At 71.4% G+C, this 21,323-nt stretch carries 19 protein-coding genes; 15 read left to right on the top strand and 4 right to left on the bottom strand.

All coding sequences use genetic code 11. The annotated features are described in order from the left end of the window. The first annotated feature begins 10 nt into the window (after positions 1-10). The 4 genes from ABIE21_RS06525 (at position 11) to ABIE21_RS06510 (ending at position 3,685) form a co-directional block, all read left to right on the top strand. Positions 11-1,024: an Fpg/Nei family DNA glycosylase gene (locus ABIE21_RS06525; RefSeq protein WP_354023962.1), complete on the top strand. Its 1,014-nt coding sequence runs from the start codon at positions 11-13 to the stop codon at positions 1,022-1,024. Positions 1,025-1,087: 63 nt separating this feature from the next. After that, on the top strand, positions 1,088-1,714 hold the full coding sequence (locus tag ABIE21_RS06520; protein WP_354023961.1) for an FMN-binding negative transcriptional regulator: 627 nt from the start codon (positions 1,088-1,090) through the stop codon (positions 1,712-1,714). Next, complete coding sequence (locus tag ABIE21_RS06515) at positions 1,701-3,143, top strand: amidohydrolase (RefSeq protein WP_354023960.1); 1,443 nt, start codon at positions 1,701-1,703, stop codon at positions 3,141-3,143. Before ABIE21_RS06520 ends, ABIE21_RS06515 begins: the two co-directional genes overlap by 14 nt. A 2-nt stretch (positions 3,144-3,145) precedes the next feature. Then, positions 3,146-3,685, top strand: coding sequence for a GNAT family N-acetyltransferase (locus tag ABIE21_RS06510; protein WP_354023959.1), 540 nt, complete (start codon positions 3,146-3,148; stop codon positions 3,683-3,685). Between the two features lie 75 nt (positions 3,686-3,760). On the opposite strand, the gene ABIE21_RS06505 is transcribed toward ABIE21_RS06510, so the two are convergent. Further along, positions 3,761-4,249, bottom strand: coding sequence for a Dps family protein (locus ABIE21_RS06505; protein WP_354023958.1), 489 nt, complete (start codon positions 4,247-4,249; stop codon positions 3,761-3,763). 236 nt (positions 4,250-4,485) lie between these two features. Here ABIE21_RS06505 and ABIE21_RS06500 point away from each other — a divergent pair, with 236 nt between their 5' ends. From ABIE21_RS06500 to ABIE21_RS06490, 3 genes are all read left to right on the top strand, one after another. Then, the gene (locus ABIE21_RS06500) at positions 4,486-5,982 is read left to right on the top strand and encodes a multicopper oxidase family protein (RefSeq protein WP_354023957.1); all 1,497 of its coding nucleotides are present in this window, start codon (positions 4,486-4,488) and stop codon (positions 5,980-5,982) included. Further along, positions 5,969-7,357 carry a sensor histidine kinase gene (locus ABIE21_RS06495; protein ID WP_354023956.1) on the top strand — a complete coding sequence of 463 codons (1,389 nt, stop codon included), beginning with the start codon at positions 5,969-5,971 and terminating at the stop codon, positions 7,355-7,357. The genes ABIE21_RS06500 and ABIE21_RS06495 overlap by 14 nt, the downstream gene beginning before the upstream one ends. Positions 7,358-7,428: 71 nt before the next feature. Then, positions 7,429-8,088, top strand: a complete 660-nt coding sequence (locus tag ABIE21_RS06490; protein ID WP_354023955.1) for a response regulator transcription factor — start codon at positions 7,429-7,431, stop codon at positions 8,086-8,088. Between the two features lie 27 nt (positions 8,089-8,115). Here ABIE21_RS06490 and ABIE21_RS06485 read toward each other — a convergent pair whose 3' ends face one another. Beyond that, positions 8,116-11,994, bottom strand: coding sequence for an SCO7613 C-terminal domain-containing membrane protein (locus ABIE21_RS06485; RefSeq protein ID WP_354023954.1), 3,879 nt, complete (start codon positions 11,992-11,994; stop codon positions 8,116-8,118). Positions 11,995-12,159: 165 nt separating this feature from the next. Between ABIE21_RS06485 and ABIE21_RS06480 the strand changes: the two genes are divergently transcribed. The 3 genes from ABIE21_RS06480 (at position 12,160) to ABIE21_RS06470 (ending at position 13,395) form a co-directional block, all read left to right on the top strand. Next, positions 12,160-12,423, top strand: a complete 264-nt coding sequence (locus ABIE21_RS06480; RefSeq protein ID WP_354023953.1) for a hypothetical protein — start codon at positions 12,160-12,162, stop codon at positions 12,421-12,423. A 76-nt stretch (positions 12,424-12,499) separates the two neighbouring features. Continuing rightward, a complete protein-coding gene (locus ABIE21_RS06475; protein ID WP_354023952.1) occupies positions 12,500-13,138 on the top strand; it encodes a ScbR family autoregulator-binding transcription factor in 639 nt (212 codons plus the stop codon). Positions 13,139-13,206: 68 nt separating this feature from the next. Next, complete coding sequence (locus ABIE21_RS06470) at positions 13,207-13,395, top strand: hypothetical protein (protein WP_354023951.1); 189 nt, start codon at positions 13,207-13,209, stop codon at positions 13,393-13,395. Here ABIE21_RS06470 and ABIE21_RS06465 read toward each other — a convergent pair. Then, positions 13,392-14,198: an aminoglycoside 3'-phosphotransferase gene (locus tag ABIE21_RS06465; RefSeq protein WP_354023950.1), complete on the bottom strand. Its 807-nt coding sequence runs from the start codon at positions 14,196-14,198 to the stop codon at positions 13,392-13,394. The two genes, ABIE21_RS06470 and ABIE21_RS06465, sit on opposite strands and share 4 nt — an antisense overlap. Positions 14,199-14,296: 98 nt before the next feature. On the opposite strand from ABIE21_RS06465, the gene ABIE21_RS06460 reads away from it, so the two are divergent. The 4 genes from ABIE21_RS06460 to ABIE21_RS06445 all read left to right on the top strand — a co-directional run bounded on the left by ABIE21_RS06460 (position 14,297) and on the right by ABIE21_RS06445 (position 19,743). Next, a complete protein-coding gene (locus ABIE21_RS06460; RefSeq protein ID WP_354023949.1) occupies positions 14,297-14,899 on the top strand; it encodes an NADPH-dependent FMN reductase in 603 nt (200 codons plus the stop codon). 27 nt (positions 14,900-14,926) lie between these two features. Then, positions 14,927-15,556: a dihydrofolate reductase family protein gene (locus ABIE21_RS06455; protein WP_354023948.1), complete on the top strand. Its 630-nt coding sequence runs from the start codon at positions 14,927-14,929 to the stop codon at positions 15,554-15,556. A 387-nt stretch (positions 15,557-15,943) separates the two neighbouring features. Then, complete coding sequence (locus tag ABIE21_RS06450; protein WP_354023947.1) at positions 15,944-17,002, top strand: hypothetical protein; 1,059 nt, start codon at positions 15,944-15,946, stop codon at positions 17,000-17,002. Positions 17,003-17,094: 92 nt separating this feature from the next. Further along, entirely contained in the window at positions 17,095-19,743 is a 2,649-nt protein-coding gene (locus ABIE21_RS06445) for a helix-turn-helix transcriptional regulator (RefSeq protein ID WP_354023946.1), read from the top strand. Here ABIE21_RS06445 and ABIE21_RS06440 read toward each other — a convergent pair. Next, positions 19,688-20,950 carry an MFS transporter gene (locus ABIE21_RS06440; protein ID WP_354023945.1) on the bottom strand — a complete coding sequence of 421 codons (1,263 nt, stop codon included), beginning with the start codon at positions 20,948-20,950 and terminating at the stop codon, positions 19,688-19,690. The genes ABIE21_RS06445 and ABIE21_RS06440 overlap by 56 nt on opposite strands. Before the next feature lie 150 nt (positions 20,951-21,100). Between ABIE21_RS06440 and ABIE21_RS06435 the strand changes: the two genes are divergently transcribed. Then, positions 21,101-21,253 (top strand): hypothetical protein, encoded by a 153-nt coding sequence (locus ABIE21_RS06435; protein WP_354023944.1) that lies wholly within the window; start codon positions 21,101-21,103, stop codon positions 21,251-21,253. Positions 21,254-21,323: the final 70 nt, after the last annotated feature.

The raw sequence follows: 21,323 nt of genomic DNA, 5'->3' as shown, positions 1-21,323 counted from the left end.
AAGGAGCGTCGTGCCCGAGGGCCATTCCGTCCACCGCATCGCCCGCCAGTTCGCGCTGCACTTCGTGGGTAAGCAGATCGCCGCGTCGTCGCCCCAGGGCCGCTTCGCGGCGGGCGCATCCGCCATCGACGGTCTGGTGATGACCGAGGCGCGAGCCGTCGGCAAGCAGATGTTCCTCGAGTTCGACCACCGGCTGTGGCTGCGGGTGCACCTCGGCATGTACGGCGCGTGGGACTTCGCGGGCAACATCACCGCGGACGCGACGGTGGCCTCGGCGAACGGCCGTATGGGCCAGACGAACCAGCGGGGCACGACGACCCCTGAGCCTGTCGAAGGGCGCACCTCGACAGGCTCGGTGACCGCGGCCGACGACCACGAGCCGTCGCTGTCGAGCATCGGCGCCCCGCGGCGCCTGCGCATGGCCGAGCAGGAGCGACTCGGGGAGGCGCTCGACACATTCCCGCCCGAGCCGATCGGTGCGGTGCGTGTACGGCTGCTCGCCAACGACACGGTCGCCGACCTGCGCGGCCCGACCGCGTGCGAAGTGCTGCACCCGGAGGAGGTTCAGGCGGTCATCGCGAAGCTCGGCCCCGACCCCCTCGTCGACGACCCCGCCGAAGGTCGGGAGCGGTTCGTGAGCGCGGCGATCAAGAAGGCGACGCCGATCGGCCTCGTGCTGATGGACCAGAACGTGGTGAGCGGCATCGGCAATGTCTACCGCGCCGAACTGCTGTTCCGCGCTCGGCTCGACCCGCACAAGCCCGCGAAGCTCGTGCCCCGCGAGACGCTCGAAGAGCTCTGGCGTGACTGGACGTACCTGCTCGAACTCGGAGTGGCCACCGGGCAGATGATGACCATGGACGACCTGAGCGACGAGGACTACGTCAACGCCCTCGCACGCCGCGACGACCGGCACTGGGTCTACCACCGCACGGGCAAGCCGTGCCGGGTCTGCGGCACGCCGATCGTGATGGAGATGGCGGCGGGACGAAAGCTCTACTTCTGCCCGGTCGACCAGGTATAGCCTCCGCGAGGCTGCCGGAACGCATGCTTCGACGAGATCGGCGGCCGTGGCAAGCTTGACCCCATGCGCCACACGCCGAGCTATGTCTTGACCGATCCCCTCGAGGTCAAACGCCTCATCCGCGAGAACCCCTGGGCGACCATCGTGTCGAACACGGCGAACGGTCTCGTCGCCTCGCACTACCCCGTGGTGCTGGAAGAGAGCGCCGACGACACCATAAGCGTCGTGAGCCACGTCGGGCGCCCCGACGAGAAGCTGCACGAGCTCGGCGAGCACGAGATGCTGATGATCATCCAGGGTCCGCACGGCTACATCTCGCCCGGCTGGTACGCCAACGACGAGCTCGTGCCGACCTGGAACCACGTGACAGCGCACCTCTACGGTGTGCCCCAGATCCTCAGCGACGCCGAGAACTTCGAGGTGCTCGACGGCCTCGTCGACCACTTCGAGAAGCAGCTGCCCGAACCTGTGAGCCTCTCCATCGACGAGCAGCAGTCCCGGCGCATCGCCAAGGGAACCGTGGGCATCCGCTTCGTCGTCACACGCTTCGACGCGCGGCTCAAACTCAGCCAGAACAAGACGCCCGAGGTGTTCGACCGCATCGTCGCGGCGCTCGAGACCGACGGCCCGTTCGCCTCGCCCGCACTCGCGGCGGAGATGAGACGGGTGCGCGGCGATGCTCCTGCGTAACCTCCGCATCTCGGGCACGAGCGGCGAGCCGGTCGACATCCTGCCCATCAACGGCGTGATCGCGTCCGTCGCCCCGGCCGGCGGCTCGACCTTGGGTCGCGACTTCGGCGGCCTCTGGGTCTCGCCCGGGCTCTGGGACAACCACGTGCACTTCAGCCAGTGGGCCCTCGTTCGACAGCGTCTGGACGTGTCGGCGGCATCGTCGGCGCGCGACACGGCGGCGATGGTCGCCCGAGCGCTCGAGGGCGCCTCGCCGGAGCCGACACCGTTCGTCGGGTACGGCTTCCGCGACGCCCTCTGGCCGGATGCGCCCAGCGTCGAACTGCTCGACGCCGCCGCCGGGTCGCGGCCCGTGGTCATCGTCAGCGGCGACCTGCACGCGGTCTGGCTCAACTCCGCGGCGCTCGCCCTGCACGGGCACGCGGGGCACCCCACCGGACTGCTGCGGGAGGACGCCGCATTCGAGGTCACCCACCGCATCGGGACGATCGCCGACGAGGTGCTGGACAGATGGGCGGATGACGCGGCCCACGCCGCGGCAGGCCGGGGCGTCGTCGGCATAGTCGACCTCGAGATGGACTGGAACCTCGAGACCTGGTCGCGCCGCATCGCCGCCGGCTCGCGGTCGTTGCGCGTCGAGTTCGGCGTCTACGCCCAGCACCTCGACCGCGCGATCGAGGCGGGACTGCGCACCGGCGACCGGGTGAACGACCTGCTCACCGTCGGCCCGTTCAAGGTGCTCACCGACGGGTCGCTCAACACCCGTACCGCCTACTGCTACGACGAGTATCCGGGCCGAGAGGGCGCGGAGGAATCCCGCGGCATGCTCACGGTGCCGCCGCACGAGCTGCTGCCTCTGCTACGCAAGGCGGTCGGCGCCGGGCTCACCCCGGCTGTGCACGCGATCGGCGACCACGCGAACTCCCTAGCACTCGATGCCTTCGCCGAGCTCGGGTCCGGTGGACGCATCGAGCACGCTCAGCTGCTCGCCGACAAGGACATCCCCCGCTTCGCCGCTCTCGGGGTGACCGCCAGCGTGCAGCCCGACCACGCCCTCGACGACCGGGACGTGGCCGAGCACCACTGGGCCGGCCGCACGGACAGGGCCTTCGCGCTGCGCAGCCTGCTCGACGCCGGCGCCGCCCTCGCGCTGGGTTCCGACGCCCCCGTCTCGCCGCTCGACCCGTGGGCGACCGCGGCGGCAGCGGTGACCCGCACCCGCGGGGGACGCGAGCCGTGGCATCCGGAGCAGCGCATCTCGACGGCCGAGGCGCTCGCGGCCTCCACCCGCTCGACCGTCGCCGTCGGCCAGCCCGCCGACCTCGTGCTCACCGAGACCGACCCGCTCGCCACCGACGACCTGCGCTCGGTGTCCGTCGCGGCGACACTGCTCGCCGGCGGCTTCACCTTCGAGGCGGGCGCCCGCTGACCGTGGGCGGACAGCGGCCCATCGAGGTTCGGCCCGGACTCGTGCTCGAGCCGATGCATCCCGACCTCGCAGCCGAGTATTTCGCGGTCGTAGACCGCAACCTCGCCAGACTGGCCCGCTGGGAGCCGTGGGCGACCGCGCCGCAGACGGTGTCGAGCGTGCGGGTGTACCTCGCCTGGCAGGCGCAGGCGTGCACGTCGGGCACGGCGCTGCCGTTCGTCATCCGGCTCGACGGCGCGCTCGTCGGCAGCTGCACCGCGCGCATCGACGGGGTCGACGGCAACGCGGAGATCGGCTACTGGATCGACGCCGACGCCGAGGGTGCCGGAGTCGCGGCCGAGAGCATCGGCACGCTGGTCGCCCACGTGCTCGCCGGAGGGGACATCGGGCGCATCCAGGCGCGCACGGCGGTGGACAACACGCGCAGCCGCGCCTTGCTCGAGCGCCTCGGCTTCGAGTTCGAGGGGGTGCAGCGCAGCGCCCAGAGGTTCGCCGACCGGCGGGTCGACATGGCGGTGTACGCGCGGATCGCCGCCGGCTGAGCAGGTCGCTCCGGCGACCCGCCCCGCCGGTCGAGCGGGCCGCTCCGGCGCACTACTCGATCGGCGGCGGCGGTGCTACTTGCTCGCGAGGTGCGCGAAGAGGAACCAGCGGTCCTTCTCGAGGCCGCGTGCGATCTCGATCGCGACGTCCTGGCTGACGGCGTCGAGCTCCGCGAGCTCGGTGACCGCGGTGCGCACGGTGGTGAGGGTCGCGTCGATCGACGCGATGATTTGCGCGATGGTCGCGTCGGACTGCTGGAAGCCGGCGGAGAGCGGTGGGTTCGTGGCCTTCGCTCCGACGGTCTGGACGCGTACGTCGAGGGGGAGGCCGAGGGCTACGACGCGCTCCGCGGCGGTGTCGGCGTAGTCGTGCGCGTGCTCGACGATCTCGTCGAGCAACTCGTGCACGGCCTGGAAGTTGGCTCCGCGAACGTGCCAGTGCGCCTGCTTGCCGTCGACGGCGAGGGCGGTGAGGTCGACCACTACCGGGCCGAGGAACTGGGCGACACCCGAGACGATGTCGGCGTCGATGGAACTCTGGGGAACGGCCTGTACTTCGGTCATGGTGTGACTCCTTTTCGCTTGCTCTGCGTGACGCTCACGAGGGGCGTCTACTTCTGGTTCAACGGTACTCAGCACCGTTTATTCCGCAAGCAAGCTGAGGCAACGCTCACTGAGGTGAGACTTGCTTAGGCGGCCCTTGCCCCGCCGGGCCCCACCTCGGCGCGGGGGATAGCCCCCGCATCGAACCGGATGCCCGCGCCATGGTCGCCCGAGGCGTGTACGGCTTGGCTTGAGTCATGTCCCCACGAAGCGCAGCGATCACGGTCGTCACGGCCCTCGCGCTGACCACGGTGCTCGCCGGCTGCTCCGACGGCTCGCCGGACGTCGACACGATCGGCCGCGTCGCCTTCGACACGGCGCTGGCGATCCCGCCGCTCGCCGAGCCGACGACGGATGCCGTCGGTCGCCTCCACTTCGACCTCACCGCCCAGACGGGTACGGTCGACGTTGTTCCCGGCACACCGACCGAGACCTGGGGCTTCAACGGCCCCTACCTCGGCCCGACGATCGTCGCCGCCAGCGGCGACGACGTGCAGGTCGACTTCCACAACGGGCTCAAGGAGCCCACCACCGTGCACTGGCACGGCATGCACCTCCCCGCCCGGGCGGACGGCGGCCCGCATCAGATGGTCGCCCCGGGCGACGACTGGTCCCCGCGCTGGACCGTCGACCAGCCGGCGACGACACTCTGGTACCACCCCCACCCGCACGGCGAGACCGAACGGCACGTCGGTCGTGGACTCGCGGGCATGTTCATCGTGCGCGACGAGGCCGAGGCGGCACTGTCGCTGCCGCGCGACTACGGAGTCGACGACATCCCGGTGATCGTGCAGGACGTGCGCCTCGACGCCGACGGCCAGCTCGTGAGCGACACCCGCGACTACATCGGGCCCGTCGGCGACCGGCTGCTCGTCAACGGCACCGTCGGCCCCAGCCTCGCCGTGACGACCGACGTGGTGCGCCTGCGCCTGCTCAACGCCTCCCCGGCCCGTATCTACAACTTCGCGCTCTCCGACGACCGCGACCTCGCCCTGATCGGCACGGACGGCGGCCTCCTCGAGCGCCCCTTCGCGACCCGGGCGGTGCAGCTGTCGCCCGGGGAGCGCGCCGAGGTGCTCGTGCGCATGGCTCCGGGCGAACGCATCACCCTGCAGTCTCGCGACGTGGATCTGGGTGGCGGGCCGGGACTGGGCGGGCTCAACGGGGCACGCGACTCGTTCGACGTACTCGAGCTCGTGGCATCCGACGCCCTGAATTCCGTGGGCACGGTGCCTCAGACGCTCGTTCCGATGGAGCGGCTGGACGACCTCGACGCGACCGGGGAACGGCGTTTCGTGCTCGACGGCAAGCAGATCAACCAGCAGCAGATGGACCTCGGGCGCATCGACGAGGTGGTCACCGTCGGAGACACCGAGGTTTGGGACGTGCGCAACAACATGGCGCTGCCGCACAGCTTCCACGTGCACGACGTGCAGTTCCAGCTGCTGTCGATCGGCGGGGACCCGCCGCCGCCCGAGCTCGCCGGCTACAAGGACACGATCCTGCTCCGCCCCAACACCGACTACCGCCTCATCATGCGGTTCACCGACTACACCGACCCGAGAACGCCCTACATGTACCACTGCCATCTGCTGCAGCACGAAGATCAGGGGATGATGGGCCAGTTCGTGGTCGTCGAGCCGGGCCAGCGTGCGGGCACAATTGAATCAGGAGACACCCATGACAACCACTGACCGGGCCGCAGCGCCCCGCACCACCTACGGCTCGCTCTGGCGAACCGTGCCGAGAGAGCTCGGCTTCCTGGTGCTGACCTTCCCGATCGCCCTCGCCGGATTCCTGACCAGTCTCACCCTGTTCTCCACCGGCGTCGGCACCGTCGCGGTGTTCCTCATCGGCATCGTGCTCATCATCGCCGCGCTTTTCGTCTCCCGGGCCTTCGGCACCCTGGAGCTGATCCGGCTCGAGTGGGCCGGCCGACCGCACATCCAACGCCCGCCGTGGGCGGACGCCGCCCGTGAGCCCGGCTTCTGGCGTGTCTTCTGGGCGCTGCTCTCGAACGCGCACCTCTGGCTCTACCTCGTGCACACCATGGTGATCAACTTCGCGGTGTCCCTGGTGACCTGGACGATCACGGTGATCTGGGTCACCACGGGCCTCGCCGGCGTCACCGCGTGGTTCTGGCGGCTGATCGACTTCGGCGGCGACCCCGCCGTCGTCATCCGCACCTTCTTCGGCGACGACGTGCTCGGGCGCGCCCTCGACGACCTGCTCTCGTTCGTGATCGGCGCGACCCTCCTGGCCACGCTGCCGTTCGTCACACGCGGGCTCGTGCTGCTGCACGACGTCATCGCCCGGGTCACCCTCGGGGCGTTCCCGTCGGAGGCGCTGCGCGCCCAGGTCGGCGACCTCGAGGCGAGCCGCGGCGCGGCCATCTCGGCCGAGGGACACTCTCTGCGCCGGCTCGAGCGCGACATCCACGACGGCCCGCAACAGCGCCTCGTGCGCCTGCAGATGGACCTCGCGGCCGCCGACCGTCAGCTCGACACCGATCCGGCGCGGGCGCGTGCCCTCATCGCGGAGGCCGTGCAGCAGTCGAAGGACGCGCTCGAGGAGCTGCGCGCCCTGTCCCGCGGGTTCGCGCCGCCGATCCTGCTCGACCGCGGGCTCGTCGCGGCACTCGAGTCCGCCGCGGTGCGCAGCACCGTGCCCGTCGCGATCGAGAGCGAGCTGCCCGACGGCCTCGAGCTTCCGCAGGAGATCGAGCGCAACGCCTACTTCGTGGCCAGCGAGGCGCTCACCAACGCGGCGAAGCACTCCGGCGCGACGAGCGTCACGGCACGGGTCGCGGTGCGGCGGGTGCTCGACACCGACGACACCTGGCTCGATGTGACGGTCACCGACAACGGCGGCGGGGGAGCGGTGCCGGTCGAGGGCCACGGGCTCGCCGGCCTGGACGAACGCCTGCGCGGCCTCGGCGGAACGCTCGAACTCGACAGCCCGGTCGGGGGCCCCACCGTCGTGACGGCGCACCTGCCCCTCGCCACGTCATACCCGGGCTCGGCGAGCCCGGCGCCGTCGGGCGCGGCGAGCGGCGCCGACGCGGGCTAGACCCCGGGCCCGGCCACGTAGCCGCCTGCCGGGGCGGCGGCCCGCGTCCCGGCGGCCCCTACGCTGGGTCTATGACCCCAGCGCACCAGCCCCTCCGTGTAGTAGTCGCCGACGATTCGGTGCTGTTGCGGGAGGGGCTGGTGCGCGTTCTGGTGGAGGCGGGCGTCGACGTCGTCGGATCCTACGGCGACGCCGACCGGCTGCTCGCCGCGCTCGAGTCGACGGCGCCCGACCTCGCCGTGCTCGACGTGCGCATGCCGCCCACCTACCGCGACGAGGGGGTCCGCGCCGCGATCGAGGCGCGTCGTCGTCGCCCCGGCCTCGGCATCCTCCTGCTGTCGCAGTACGTGGAGGTCGCCTACGCGCAAGAGCTGCTCGCATCGGGCACGGGCGGGATCGGCTACCTGCTCAAGGACCGCGTCGCCTCCCTGGCCGAGCTGGATGACGCGATCACCCGCATCGCCGCCGGTGGCACGGTGCTCGATCCCGAGGTGGTCGCGCAGCTCATCGGCCGCAGACACGATCCGCTGTCCACTCTCACTCCGCGTGAGCGGGAGGTGCTCGCGCTGATGGGCGAGGGCCGCACGAACGCGGCCATCTCGGCCGCGCTCTTCATCGGCACGGGCGCGGTCGAGAAGAACGTCACCTCGATCTTTCAGAAGCTGGGCCTCGACGACTCCGGTTCCGACCACCGCCGTGTGCTCGCGGTGCTCGCCTGGCTGCAGCGCTAGGGCACGTCGACCGCGGCGCGCCGCCCGCTACCGCAGCGCGCCGATCCCGACCACGATGCTCCGCGCCGAGCGCAGGCTGCGTTCATAGCGCGCGCCGAGCACGATGATGACGATGCCGCCCGCGCCCGCCCACACCCACCACTCGGTGAGCTGGTAGACGTCACGAAGCTGCGGCGAGAACGTGGCGATGCCGTGCACGAGCGCGACCGCCCCTCCGATGAGGAACAGTGCCTGCAGACGACGGACGAACCCGAACACGAACACGGCGATCGCGACGACTCCGATCGCGACGAGACGCCACACCGGCCGGTCGACCATGGTGGCCAGGAGCGACGGCACGAGCAGCACCGCGAGACCCGGGGCTAGCGCCGGCCAGCTGCGCAGCCGCGGCGTGCGCGAGAGTCGCGTCGCGCCCGTGACGAGCAGCGCGGCGGCGATCGGAACGCTCACCCACTCGACGGCGTCGACGGCACCGACCCCGACCGCCACGACGCCGGCGACACCGGCGAGGGCGACGGCCACGACGCCGACCGGGGCGTCGAACGGCGGTCGGGCCGCGAGCGACGCTACGTGCACGGCCGAGAACAGCACGACGACGGCGACCGCGCGGGCGGAACCGATGGGGGATGAATCGGACGCAGCACCCTCGGCGGCGAGCACGAGCAGCATCGCCCCGATGACGACGGCGCGCGCGACGGCAGGGGTCACCGGCCGGTCGCCGGCCCGCGGCACGCACTGGCCGATGGCCGCGATCACCAGCACCGTGAAGACCGCTCCCGCCCAGGCGTCGAGCGCGAGGTCGGGCTGCAGGTCGGCGAGTCGCACGAGCCGGCCGACCGCGACCACGACGACGCCGACGAGCCCCGCCGCGGCGCCCGCGTCGAGGAACGAGCGGGCGGCGGCGTCCGTGCGGGTCAGGCTGCCGCCGAGCAGCAGCGCCACCGCCGCCGCGAACACGGCGATCGCCGTCGCGCCGCCGACACCGGATGCGGCGGAGTCGGAGGCCGACGACGCGGAGAGCGCGGAAGGCACGACCGCGACGAGCAGCGCCGCGAGGGTGATGACCGGGGCCGAGGCATCCGCGAGTCCTCTCGACCGGGCGGAGCGCCACACGAGCGCGGCCACGAGCAGCAGCACCCCCGCGATCGGCAACGTATATGCCTCGACGACGGTGACCGAGGAGAGCTGCAGCCTCCACCACAGGCCCGCCGTCGCGAGCGCGAGCGCCGCCCACGCCCAGTGCCGCCTGGGCGACCGGGAGCCGATCAGGCCGTCACGGGACGTCGCCAGCAGCAGCAGCGTCGCGGCCGCGAGCAGGAGCGCCAGCCAGGCCAGCGGTGAACCGGCCATGACCGCGACGACCGTGCCCGCGGTGCCGACGAGGCCCGTGCCGATGTCGGCCGCGTCGCGCGACCGCAGCGGGCGGCGCACGACGAGCAAGAGGGAACCGGCGGCGACGAGCAGCGCCGACACGACCGCCGCGAGTTGCGTCACCTCGGTCTGCACGCGGAGCACCAAGGCCAGGGAGTCGAGCGCCCAGAACACCGCCGGGGCCATCGCTATCGAGGCGACGACGCGTTCGGCCGCGAAGCCCCCGTTCGCGCGAGGGATAAGCCATCCGCCGAGGGTCGCGAGGAGTGCGGTGGCGAGCAGCATGCTCGTCACCGGCTCGACGAGGGCGGAGACCAGGTCGCGATCGAGCACGAGCATCGCCCCGGCAAAGGGGATGACGCCCGCCGCGAGCGGGGCGGCGATGAAGAACACCGTGCGGCGGTCGAGCGTCGACAGGTACCGGCCGGCCGGTACCGCGGCGAGGGCGAGGAGGGCGATCGCGAGAATGGACACCGCCCGCAGCGAGTCGAAGAGCGGCGCATTGCCGTCGTCGAGGAGCGCGGGGGAGGCGACGCCGAGCTGGCGGCCGAGGGCGGCAGCACCGACGACCGCGACCAGCACCCCAGCGCCGAGAAGACCGGAACGAAGCTCGCGGTCTTCGGCTGCGACGGCGGAGCGCGCCGCGACGAGCAGCGCGATCATCGCGACCGACGCGGGCAGCCAGGTCTCGGTGCTGCCCCAGGAGGCGGCGTAGCCGAACGCGGCCGCGACGACGCCGAGGGTCGCGACCGGGCGGCGGGCCAGCGGCAGGGCCAGGTGGCGGGCGACGACGAGCGTCGCGACGGCGAGCGCGGCGAGCAGCATCCACGCCGCGACGATCGCCGCCGGGTGTGCGAGCAGCGGAACGGCGAACAGCAGCACCAGGTAGAGCGCCCCCGGCAGCGCCGCGCGGATGCGGGGGAACAGGCCGGTGGCAGCCTGGAAGAGCCAGCCGATGAGCGCCGCGAGGGCGAGGGCGACGACGGCACCGACGTGCGCAGCGTCAGGCCGGCTCGGCGCGCCGGGGATGTCGCCCTGCCACGGCGCGGTCACCAGCCCGGTGAGGGGAGGGAGCGCCGCGGCGAACGCCGCCCCCACGAATGCCGGGGCGAGTGTCGCGACCGCGACCGACGACGCGGCGATCGACGCACCGCGGGCACCGAGCCTGGACAACGGGGCGGTCGCGCGCGATGCGAGCAGGGCGATCGCGAAGGCCAGCGTCGTCACGGCGGCAGGCGAGACCGCGATGGCGAACTCGAGGGGAAGAACGCGGTAGCCGCACAGGGCGACAGCGATCGTCGCGCCGAGGGCCGCGGTCACGGCGAACGTCGTAGCCGCCACTCTCGCGACCGTGTCGGCGGCCCGCGCCCGCAGCAGCGCGATCGTGTGGGCGACGGCGACCGCCCCGACCGCCAGGAGCGCGAGCGGCGCCGCCACGACGTCGTCGGGAGCGACCGCGAACGCGAGGATGAAGCTGACCGGCAGGGCGACCAGGGCGAAACCGACCGCGATTACCCGTTCGGCGGCCGCCGACGCACCCCGCGCGCCGGCCTTCGCGAGGGGGTGCACGAGCCCCGCGAGTCCGACGGCGAGGAATGCCGCCCAGACGCGCGCGGCCGGTTCGAGCGGTCCGGCCAGCGCGGCGGCGATCAGGCCGACCCCGGGCGCGAAGACGACGAACGCGGCGATGTTCGCCACCCGCAACGACGAGGCCCGGTGCCACACGGCGAATCCGACGGCGGCGACAGCGAGCGTCACACCCCAGTAGCCGAGCGCATCCGTCGCCTGGGCGCCGAAGAGGTCGTTGGCGCGCACGGCGAACGCGTCGAGAAACACGAGCACGACCGCGAAGGCGGCGATGCCCTCCGCCGTGCTTCCGAGACCCTTTCGCCGCAGCACCGAGGCGATCACGAACGCGGCGACCGTGACGGCGCCGATGATCACGCTGCGCCAGACGATGCCGTAGTTGATGAACGCGTAGACCAGGAAGAACACCGCGGCGATCGACACGAGCGAGACCCCGACGACCAGCAGGGCGACCTGCACGCTCGAGCGGCGGGGATCTGCGCCGGTGCCGACGGTGCCCGGCGCGGCGACCGGGCGCGTCGAGGCCGGGGAGACCTGGGCAACGGCGGGCGCAGAGGCGGAGACGCCGGCTGCGGTGGTCGGTGGCACGGGGGCGGAGCTGTCGACGGGCAGACGTGAGGGGGCCGACCCGGCGAAGAGGGGGACCGCGACCGATACCGTGGCCGGTTCGGCCGCGGTCGCATCCGCTCGTGCAGCCGCGGCCGTCTCGAACCGGATGCGCCCGATCAGCTCGACTCGCGTGTCGAGCAGTGCGGCGGCCGACTCCGAGACTCCGGCGAGCTCCGCGGCGGTCGAGCCGGTGAGGTCGAGTCCGCAGGTCGTGCAGATCACCGCGTCGAGCGTCTCGAAGCACGCGGGGCACTGGTCGGTGCTGGTCAGATCGAGCGGCCTGCGGGGAAAGCGCGCGAGCCCCGCGAAGCGCGCGTACGACGTGGGTGACTCGGTCATTCGCATACTCCCTGACTTGGCGACGAGCCTCAGGGTAGCGGCCAACCCACCCGTATCCCGGCAGGCGCCCGAAGTCGTGGAGTAATCTTCGGCTGTGGACGACTACCATCGGGGGCCGTCCCACAAGACCTATCAGTCGCGGAATGCGACTGCGAGCATGGGGTGATGATGGAGCAACCGGAGGATCTGCCGGAGGCGTTGCGCGACGCCCACCGCGCGAGCACCAACTCCGCCCTGCTGACCGTGGTCACCATAGCGTTCGGCGTAGTCTGGCTCACCGGCCTCGAGACGATCCCGACCTGGATCGTCTCCGTGTGGTTCGTTCTCGTCATCCCGCTCAACCTCTACCTGCTGTTCATGTATCGCAGGCGGTACCACGCGCTCCGGGAGATGCACGACGACTCGACGCCCGAGACATCGGAGCGCTGACCCCGGCGATGCCGCGCCGCGGCGGTCCATTACATAGTATGGACAATGTTTTAGTGGCGTAGCGGACGGCGGGTGCATGGCGAAGCAGGCGAGGTCGCTCATCACGCGCGAGACGATCCTCCGCGCGGCCGGCTCGGTGTTCGCCGAGCTCAGCTACTCGGCCGCGACGCTCGGCGACGTGGTGACCGAGGCGGGGGTGACTCAGGGGTCGCTGTACTTCCACTTCGACTCCAAACACCAGCTGGCCAGCGAGGTCATCCAGCGCCAGCACGAGACCGCGCTCGCGGCCGTGTCCTCCGTCGCACCCGGCACCCGGGCCGTCGAGTCGCTGGTGAGACTGTCGGTCACGATCGCCGAGCAGATACTGACCGACCCGATCGTGCGCGGGGGCATGCGGCTCAGCACCGAGACTCCCGAGCTCTTCCCCGGCGTGGCCCGCCGGCCGTACCAGGACTGGATCACGACCGGCACCGCGCTGCTCACGGAGGCGGCGGCGCAGGGCGATGTCGCCGCCGACCGCGACCTCGTCGCTCTCGCCCGCTTCGTGATGTCGGCGTACACCGGTTCGCAGGTCGTCTCCCACGCCCTCACCGGGTGGGCCGACCTCTACGACCGCCTCGGCGAGATGTGGGAGTTCGTTCTGCCGACGCTGCTCGTCGAGGACAGGCGGGGGGACATCCCGTCCCTGGTCGCCCTGGTGCCCGCGTCCGACTGACACTCGACTTCCGGCGCGATGCCGTGCGAGACTCCTCGCACTAGAGGATCTCTCGAAAGGCGTCTCTCATGGCTGCTGCAGTCTTCGTCACTCTCGTCGCCGCCGGCTGCCTCGGTCTCGCCGTCGCGAGCCTGGTCGCCCTCTCGGCACTGCGCAGCCGGCGGGTGGACGTCGACCGCGGTGGCCGCGATCTCGAGCTGGCGACCGCCATGTCGGACGTCCAGGCCGACATCGAGAAGGGGCAGCGCGGCTACTAGCCGAGGTCCCAGAGCAGCCGGTAGTACTCGATGCGCTCCTCGTCGGCGTCTATGCCGTACGACTCGTAGAGCAGCGGTGCGAGTCCCGGGCCGTAGTTCCACTCCGTGCTCCACGCCGCGACGGCGATGTCGGCCCAGCGGTCGGCCACTCCGAGCGAGCCGAGGTCGACGTGGGCCGCGAACCGGCCGTCGTCGTCGATGAGGGTGTTCGGTGCGCACGGGTCGCCGTGGCAGACCACGAGTCGGTCGACCGGGGGAGCGGATGCCAGTCGGCGGCGAGCCTCCGCGACGGTCGTGCCGCGGTGCTCGGGAAACCAGTCGTCCACCGTCATCCCCGCCGCGATCCGCACGTCGGCCTGCGCGAGCCGCCGAGCGACCGACCACTCGAACGGGCATTCGTCGACCGGGAGCGAGTCGTGCAGCCGACGCAGCCCGTGGCCGATCGCGCGCACGGCGGTCTGCGGGTCGTCGAGCCACCGCGGCTCGACGGCCGATGCTGCGGGGATGGCCGCGGTCACGAGCCACCCGCCCTCGTCGTCTGCTCCGCTGTCGAGCACCCGGGGCACCGCCGCGCGGTCGTCCACCCACGCCAGCCGCCGGACCTCGGCGGCCAGGTCGAGCCCGGGCACCCCGGCCGGCGACCACTTCACAAAGCGCGCCGCCGCGCCCCCGACGTGGAACGTCAGCCCGCCGAGCTCGTTGCGCCACACCGGCTCGACGGTCGCGCCGCCCGCGATCGCCCGCACGGCCCGCGGAACCCGCGTCGGTGCGGTTGGACGGGCGGCGAGCGGTCTCTGCGACATCGTCTCAGTGTGCAGCATCCGGTGCACGTCCCGCCCTTGCCGCAGTCGCAACCCCGTGCTAAACCGGGAAAGCGTGAGCGACGAGAAGGAGGGCGGCGATGGCCGGCTATCAGATCGGGTACTTCGTCGGGAGCCTCGCCAGCGGCTCGATCAACCGGACCCTGTCGAAGGCGCTGATCCGGGTGGCGCCAGAGGAGCTCGAATTCACCGAGATCCCGATCGGCGCCCTGCCGCTGTACAGCTCCGACTTCGACGGCGACTACCCGCCGCCCGGACGTGAGCTGAAGCGGGCGATCGAAGCCTCCGACGGCATCCTCTTCGTCTCGCCCGAGTACAACCGGTCGATCCCCGGCGCGCTGAAGAACGCCATCGACTGGGGATCCCGTCCGTGGGGCACTAACTCGTTCGCCCGCAAGCCGACGGGCATCGTCGGGGCCTCGCCCGGGGGCATCGGCACCGCCGTGATGCAGTCGTCGATGCGCAGCGTCCTCAGCTTTCTCGACGCGCCGCAGCTCAACTCGCCCGAGGCGTACGTGCGGTTCGATCCCGCGGTCTTCGGCGACGACGGGAAGGTGGCCGACGCGGACACGGAGGCGTTCCTGCGCCACTACATGGAGGAGTATGCCGCGTTCGTCGCCCGCGTTCTCGCCGCCAACGCGCCGGGGCACATCGGCGACGACGACCCGGGCTCGCGCAAGTAGGCCGACCGCGAACAGAAGGAGACCACCATGGCCGGACGAATCCACATCGACCTCTTCACCACACTCGACGGGGTCGCGCAAGCTCCCGGCGGGCCCGAGGAGGACACCGCGGGCGGGTTCTCCTTCGGCGGGTGGCAGGCGCCCCTGATCGGCTCGGCCGACGGCGAGCAGATCATGGCGGGAATCCGGGCGACCGACGCCCTGCTGCTGGGTCGCCGCACCTATGACATCTTCGCCGGCTACTGGCCGCACCAGGTCGACGGGCCGGACGCCGAGATCGCACGCAAGTTCGACGCGATTCCGAAATACGTCGCGTCGAGAGGGGAGCCGGACCTCGGATGGCGCGGCTCGCACCTGCTCGGACCGGACATCGCCGCCGAGGTCGCGGAGTTGCGCGAGCGCCACAACGAGGTCCACGTGATCGGCAGCATCGACTTCGCGCACACCCTCGTCGCACAGAGCCTCTTCGACCAGTTGAACCTCTGGGTGTACCCGATAGTCGTCGGCCCGGGCAAACGGCTGTTCGAGCCCGACGGCCCCCCGGCGGGCCTTCGACTGCTCGCGCCCCCGGAGGCGTCCGAGCGGGGCGCGGTGCTGCTTCGGTATGCGCCGACGGGGGAGAAGCCGACGACGGGCGACATGACGCCCGGGGCCTGATACGTCCGCCACGGGACGGCGGATTGCCCCCTCGTTCGGGGGACAATCCCGATTCAAGCTGGCAATCACGCAACCACCGATCGCCGAGGTTCCGCGGGAGTGACCCCCGCACGGGGGACAAACCTCTCAGGAAGCATCTGCGAGGAGAAATCAATTCCTGCTAACTTGCGTGAGTCCCGGTGACGTCACCCGATTCCGCCAGGACGCCGCTCGCCAGTGACGACCGGGGCGCATCCGATTGCCTCGCTCGCTGCCGATCAGCGCATTCGTAGATCCACCGGCCCGGCTACCCGACCGCTAGCCGCCCGTCGCGGCGACCCGCCGCACGCAGACGCTCTCGCCGTTCATCGGCGACCCTTGGAGAGCCATAAATTGAGAATCACAACGTTGTCCGCCCTCGCCGTCGCCGCCGGAACTCTCGCGTTCGCGACATCCGCCGTCGCGATGCCCACCCCGGCAAGCGCTCACACGCCCGAGGCGTCCGCCACCTGCTCGACCCTCACCGTCGCCCTGCAGAGCTACAGCGTCGGCAACGGCGGTGCCTTCATCAACAGCATCAGCGTCGAGATCGACTCCGAGGTGATCGAAGAGACCGACTTCGGCTCGTCGCTCCACGAGACGTACCCGCTGGGCGACGTCACGGTAGCCCACGAATACGTCGTCGAGATCGACGCGAGCGGAACGCAGTACGACCGTGAGTTCTCGGGCGACAGCGTGCCCTGCAAGAGGGCGGTCGCGCCGGATGCGAGCGCGGTCGTCTCCGTCGCACCGGCGACCTGCGACGCGAACGGCAGCCTGCAGCTCGGCGCGGTGAGAAACGCCACCTGGGGCACTCCGTCGAGGGTCACCGGCCCCGGCCAGTACTCGGTGACGGCCACCGCCGCGCCCGACCATCTCTTCGCCGACGGCACCGCGACACAGGACTTCGTCGGCGCGCTCGACGGCGCCATCGACGCGGACGACCCGCTGTGCGCTGTCGCCATTCCGGTCAAACCCACCCCGACACGAGAGGTCGTCGACACGACCGCTGTCGACTGCGCCGCCGCCACCCAGACGCGCACCACCACGACGACCACCGTGGACTGGCGCCTCGACACGGCACAGAACACATGGGTCGCCACTCCCGCGGTCGTGATGACCTCCAGCGCGACCGTCGCGGTCGCGCCGACCGTCTGCCCGACGGCTCCGGTCGTCGTTCCGCCGACTCCGGTCGTGCCGCAGGCTGTCGTCGTCGTGCCGCCGACGCCCGTCTTCACGCAGCCGGCCGTGCAGCCCCCGTCGACGCCGTCCGACGTGAACGGTCGAGCGGTGCCCGTCGAGGCTCTCGCGTCGACCGGTTCCGACGCCGAAACCGTCGCCCCGATCGGCGCCGCCATCCTCCTGGCCGGCGCTGCGCTGGTCGTCGTCCAGCGGATCCGATCACGGCGCGCCGCAGCTCGCGAGTAAGACTCACTGCGAGGTTCTAAGCTGGGATCCCGGACGGCAGGACACCGGCCCGGATGAGCTGCGCCGCTGGCGCGTATCGGAGTTCGTACATCATGGCGATCAGAGGAGTGCCGCGTGTGCCGTCAGGCGTGCGCGAGAGGCCACGGCTGGTGCGCCGCTTCGACGGGCCCCAGGCCGTGGTCGTCGCGCAGGGGCCGGCCGGCTACGGCAAGAGCGTGGCCATGGCCCAGTGGGCGGCCGCGACGGCCGCGGACGGAATCTGGGTACGCATCCGCGACGGAAACGCGGGCTCCGCCGCCTTCGTGCAGCACCTCGCCGCCGAACTCGCCGCCGCCGGTCTGCTCGACGACGCCCACCCGCTGCTGCTCGCCACCGAGGCGTTGTCGGGCGGGGCGGACCCGTGGACCCTGCTCCGACGTGGCCTGCAGGCCTTGCACGGCCCGCTGACCATCGCCGTCGACGAGATCGACCGGTTGACGCCGGAGTGTGTAAACGGGCTCGTCGACGTGGTGCTCGACGTGCCCCAGCTCAGCGTCAGGGCGACATCGCGCCGACGAGGGCCACTCAACGACCCCGCCCTCGCGCTGAAACTCGATGTCGCCGTGATCGGTGCAACGGACCTCGCGCTCACGCCTGACGAGATAGCGGATGCCCTGTCGATAGATGTGACCTCGCCCGCCGTCGCGCGCATCGCGGCCCTAGGCGGCCTGCCGATCCTGACCAGGCTGACGTCGCAGTCCCTCGACGAATCCTCCTTATCCCGCGAGGGCCCGACGCAGGGGGTCATCGACTCGCTCATCGACGCCGAGATCGCGTCCCGACCATGGGACCCCCGGTTCGCACTCTTCGTGCGGGCGACCTCGGTCGCCGACTCGCTCGACCGAGCCCTGGCCGCCGAACTCGCCGACATCGCCCGCTCCACCCTCGAACCGACAGACGACGTGCCCGACGACGTGGGTGCGCTCCTCGCGCGCGCAGAAGACGAGGGGCTCGGCCTCTGGACGGGAACCACGCGGACCACCGAGACCTTCACCTACACGCCCCTGATCAGAGAGGGGTTCGAGCGGAGGCTGCGCTTCGAACAGCCCCGGCTCGTGGAGACGCTGGTGCGCGCGGTCGCGCGGTGGGAGCTCGCGCACGGCCGTCCGTTCGCCGCGCTGCGCCGCGCCGTGGAGCTCCGCGACTGGGAACTCGCATCCCGCGTCATCCGCACGTACTGGAACGAACTCCTCCGCAACCACGGCCAGCAGCTTCGCCGGCTGTTCCACGGCACCCCGCTCTCCGTGCTCCGCCGTCAGCCGCTCATCACCATGCTGCTCGCCCTCGAGTACAACCGCACCGGCCATCACCGACTTCGGGCGCTGGAGTACTTCGCCCTCGCCGGTCACGCCGCGCGCACCCAGCGCGACCGGTCCGCTCCCGCCGACCGGGTGGTGCTCCGCGCGATCGAGAGCGCGGCCCTCCGCGTCAGCGGACGCTTCGACGGCGCCCTCGTGGCAGCCCTCGACGGCCGCCGTATCCTGCTCGCGATGAGCCCCGACGACAGAGACGGCCTCGGAAGGGTGGAACCCACCCTCCACAACCAGTTCGGAACCAGCCTCTTCTACGCCGGACGCACGGAGGACGCCCTCGACTCGTTCGCCCGCTCGACGTCTGTCGGAGCGTCGAAAGGGCTCAAGGCGGGCCTGCAGGGAATGGCGCTGTCGGCCGGGGCGCTCGCGGCGGCCGGAGACCTCCGCGAGTCGATCGCGATGATCGAACAGTCGCAGGCGCTGGAATGGCCGGAGGGGTGGCTCACCGGCTACATGGGCAGCTTCAACCAGCTGGCCGGCGCGTTCGCCGCCCTCGAGCGCTGGGACGCGGACGCCGCGGATCGGCACATCCGGTCGCTCGACCCGCACCGGGAGACGATCGAGCACTGGCCGTTACTGGCGCACGTCGACGTGCTCGTCGAACTGCTGCGCGGACATCCCGAGCGCGCGCGGCTGGCACTCGACGCCGAGATGCTCATGCAGAGGAGGCGCCGTTCGATCGCCCCGCCGACCCTCGCTCGGCTCGCGCACACACGGTCGCTGATCGAGCTCGCCGCCGGACGGCCCGCCGCGGCGGAGCGAGCGCTCGGAAAGGCGGCCTCGGCCCGCCGCAGCACGGGTCTGGCGCGGATCGCGCTGGCCCGCGCTCAGCCAGACGATGCGCTGCGTCATCTCGCGAACCCCGCCGCGTCAGCGGGCGACCCGGCGTCGTCACGCTCGCGCGCGGAGGCCATGGCGCTCCGAGCCGGAGCGCTCGCGCTCGCCGGCGACGCCGGCCGCGCCGCCGTGTCGCTGGGTGAGCTGCTCGAATTCATGGCGAACCGTCAGCAGGGGCTCGCCCTGGCGCTCGTACCTGCCCAGGCCCTCGACGCGCTCCTCGAGGTCGCGCGCGTGTCCACTATCGGCGACCCCCACGAGCTGCTCGAGGGCGCGCGAGCCCACGCCGTCATCGGGTCGCTCGCGCCCGCGCCGTCGCTCACTCCGCGCGAGATCGCCCTCGCCCGCGTTCTCCCGCGCGCGGGAGGCACGGCCGAACTCGCCGAGATGCTGTCGGTGTCACCGAATACCGTCAAGTCCCAGTTGCGCAGCCTCTACCGGAAGCTCGGTGCCGGCAACCGCGCCGAAGCTCTCATCGCCCTCTCGGTGATGGTGCTCAGCGAGGAACCCGCTGGCTCGCGGCGTCGGGGAGATACGCGCTCGTCCGACTGAGCACCGGCCGCAGGAAGATCAGCGGAACCAGGGCCAGGAGAGCGAAGCCTGCAGCCGTCGTGTACAGGGCCGCGTAGTTGTCGGTCGCCGCGGACAGCGGGTCGGAGCCCGTCGCGGCGAGCACGGCGAGGGCGAGTGCCGGTGCGAGGGTCTGCGGCAGCGTCTCGGCGATGTTGAACACGCCGAGGTAGGTGCCCGACTCGCCGGGCGGCACAGTGCGGAGGGCCAAGGCGAGGTCGACGGCGTAGAAGATGCCGAGCGCCATGCCGCCGAGCGCGGCGCTGATCCACAACTGCGAACTGTCGCCCACCCCGGCACGCAGAATGCCGGCCGCGGCCAGACCGAGCGCCGCCACCACGATGTACGGACCGTACCTGCCGCGGCGGGCCGCGAGAAAACCGGCGACCACGGCGGTGATCACGATGGCCGCTCCGCCGACGAGTGTGGTCACGGCGACGACCGGCGACGCCTCCTCTGTTCCCATCCGCAACCGTGCTGCGACGAAGTACAGGGTGAAGACCGTGACGAGTGAGAAGGAGGTCTGGATGAGGAAGCGCTGCAGCCACACCCACGCGAACGCCCCGTGCAGACGCACGGTGAGCCGCCCGAGCGGTCGCCGCACCCGCGCAACCGTCGCCTCCAGCGGCGGGTCGACGATCACCGCGCAGCAGATCGCGACGACGACCACCGCCACGACCGGCATCGCGAGCAGCACGACGGGCAGGCGGGTCGGAGCGGCGGCGGCGAGTATCAGCGGCGGCAGGGTGCCGAGGAAGGCGGCCGCCCCGAAGATCCCCGATGCGGAGGCTCGTCGGCGCTCGCTCACCTGGTCGCCGAGCATGGCCGCCACCGCTGCCAGCGATGCGTTGTAGGCCGTCTGCGCGAGCACCCAGCCCAGAGTCAGCACGGCGATCGAGTCCGCCGCCGCGATGATGGCGGTAGCGGCGAGCCCGACGATCACGCCGGCGAGCAGCCAGGGGCGCCGCCGACCGAAACGGCCGGGGGTGCGGTCTGACAAGAACCCGAAGAGCGGATTCGCGAGCACCGAGGCCACCGCGCCGCAGATCGTCACCGCCGCCAACACCGACGTGCGCTCCGGCTCGGAGACCAGCCGTGCGATGACCAGGGGGAGACCCGTCACAACGGGGGCGGTGAGCGATCCCAGGACCACGAGGTTGATCAGCGCGAAAATCGCAACCTTGCGCATTTCGCCCCCGCTCAGAACCCCTGACGATCGTAGTGCGAAAGAATCCTCGCCGTTTTCGTCGATCGCGTAAGGTTCGCTGCTCGGCCGGAAACGTACTGATTGCCGGCGGTCGTCGGCGTTATCGCGAAGTGGCGAAGTCGAGGAGTGGCAATGAACCGTTCACAGATTCGGGTGATCGAGACGTCGTTTCGGATGGCCGTTGTCATCCGCTGGGTGCCCGATCTCGTTCCCGATACCGAGTCCGCCCGAGCCAGCAGCCTCGAGGTGCTCGACTCCCTCGCCGTCATCGACGTGGCCGCGTAGACGGCGATGCTCGAAGCCGAGGAATTCAAACAGTCAGACGAGACTCACGGCGCGCGCGCAGGCGGGGAGA

This window comes from Conyzicola nivalis (assembly GCF_040548875.1).
GTDB lineage: Bacteria > Actinomycetota > Actinomycetes > Actinomycetales > Microbacteriaceae > Conyzicola > Conyzicola nivalis_A.
This window is presented reverse-complemented; position numbering and strand designations above follow the sequence as displayed.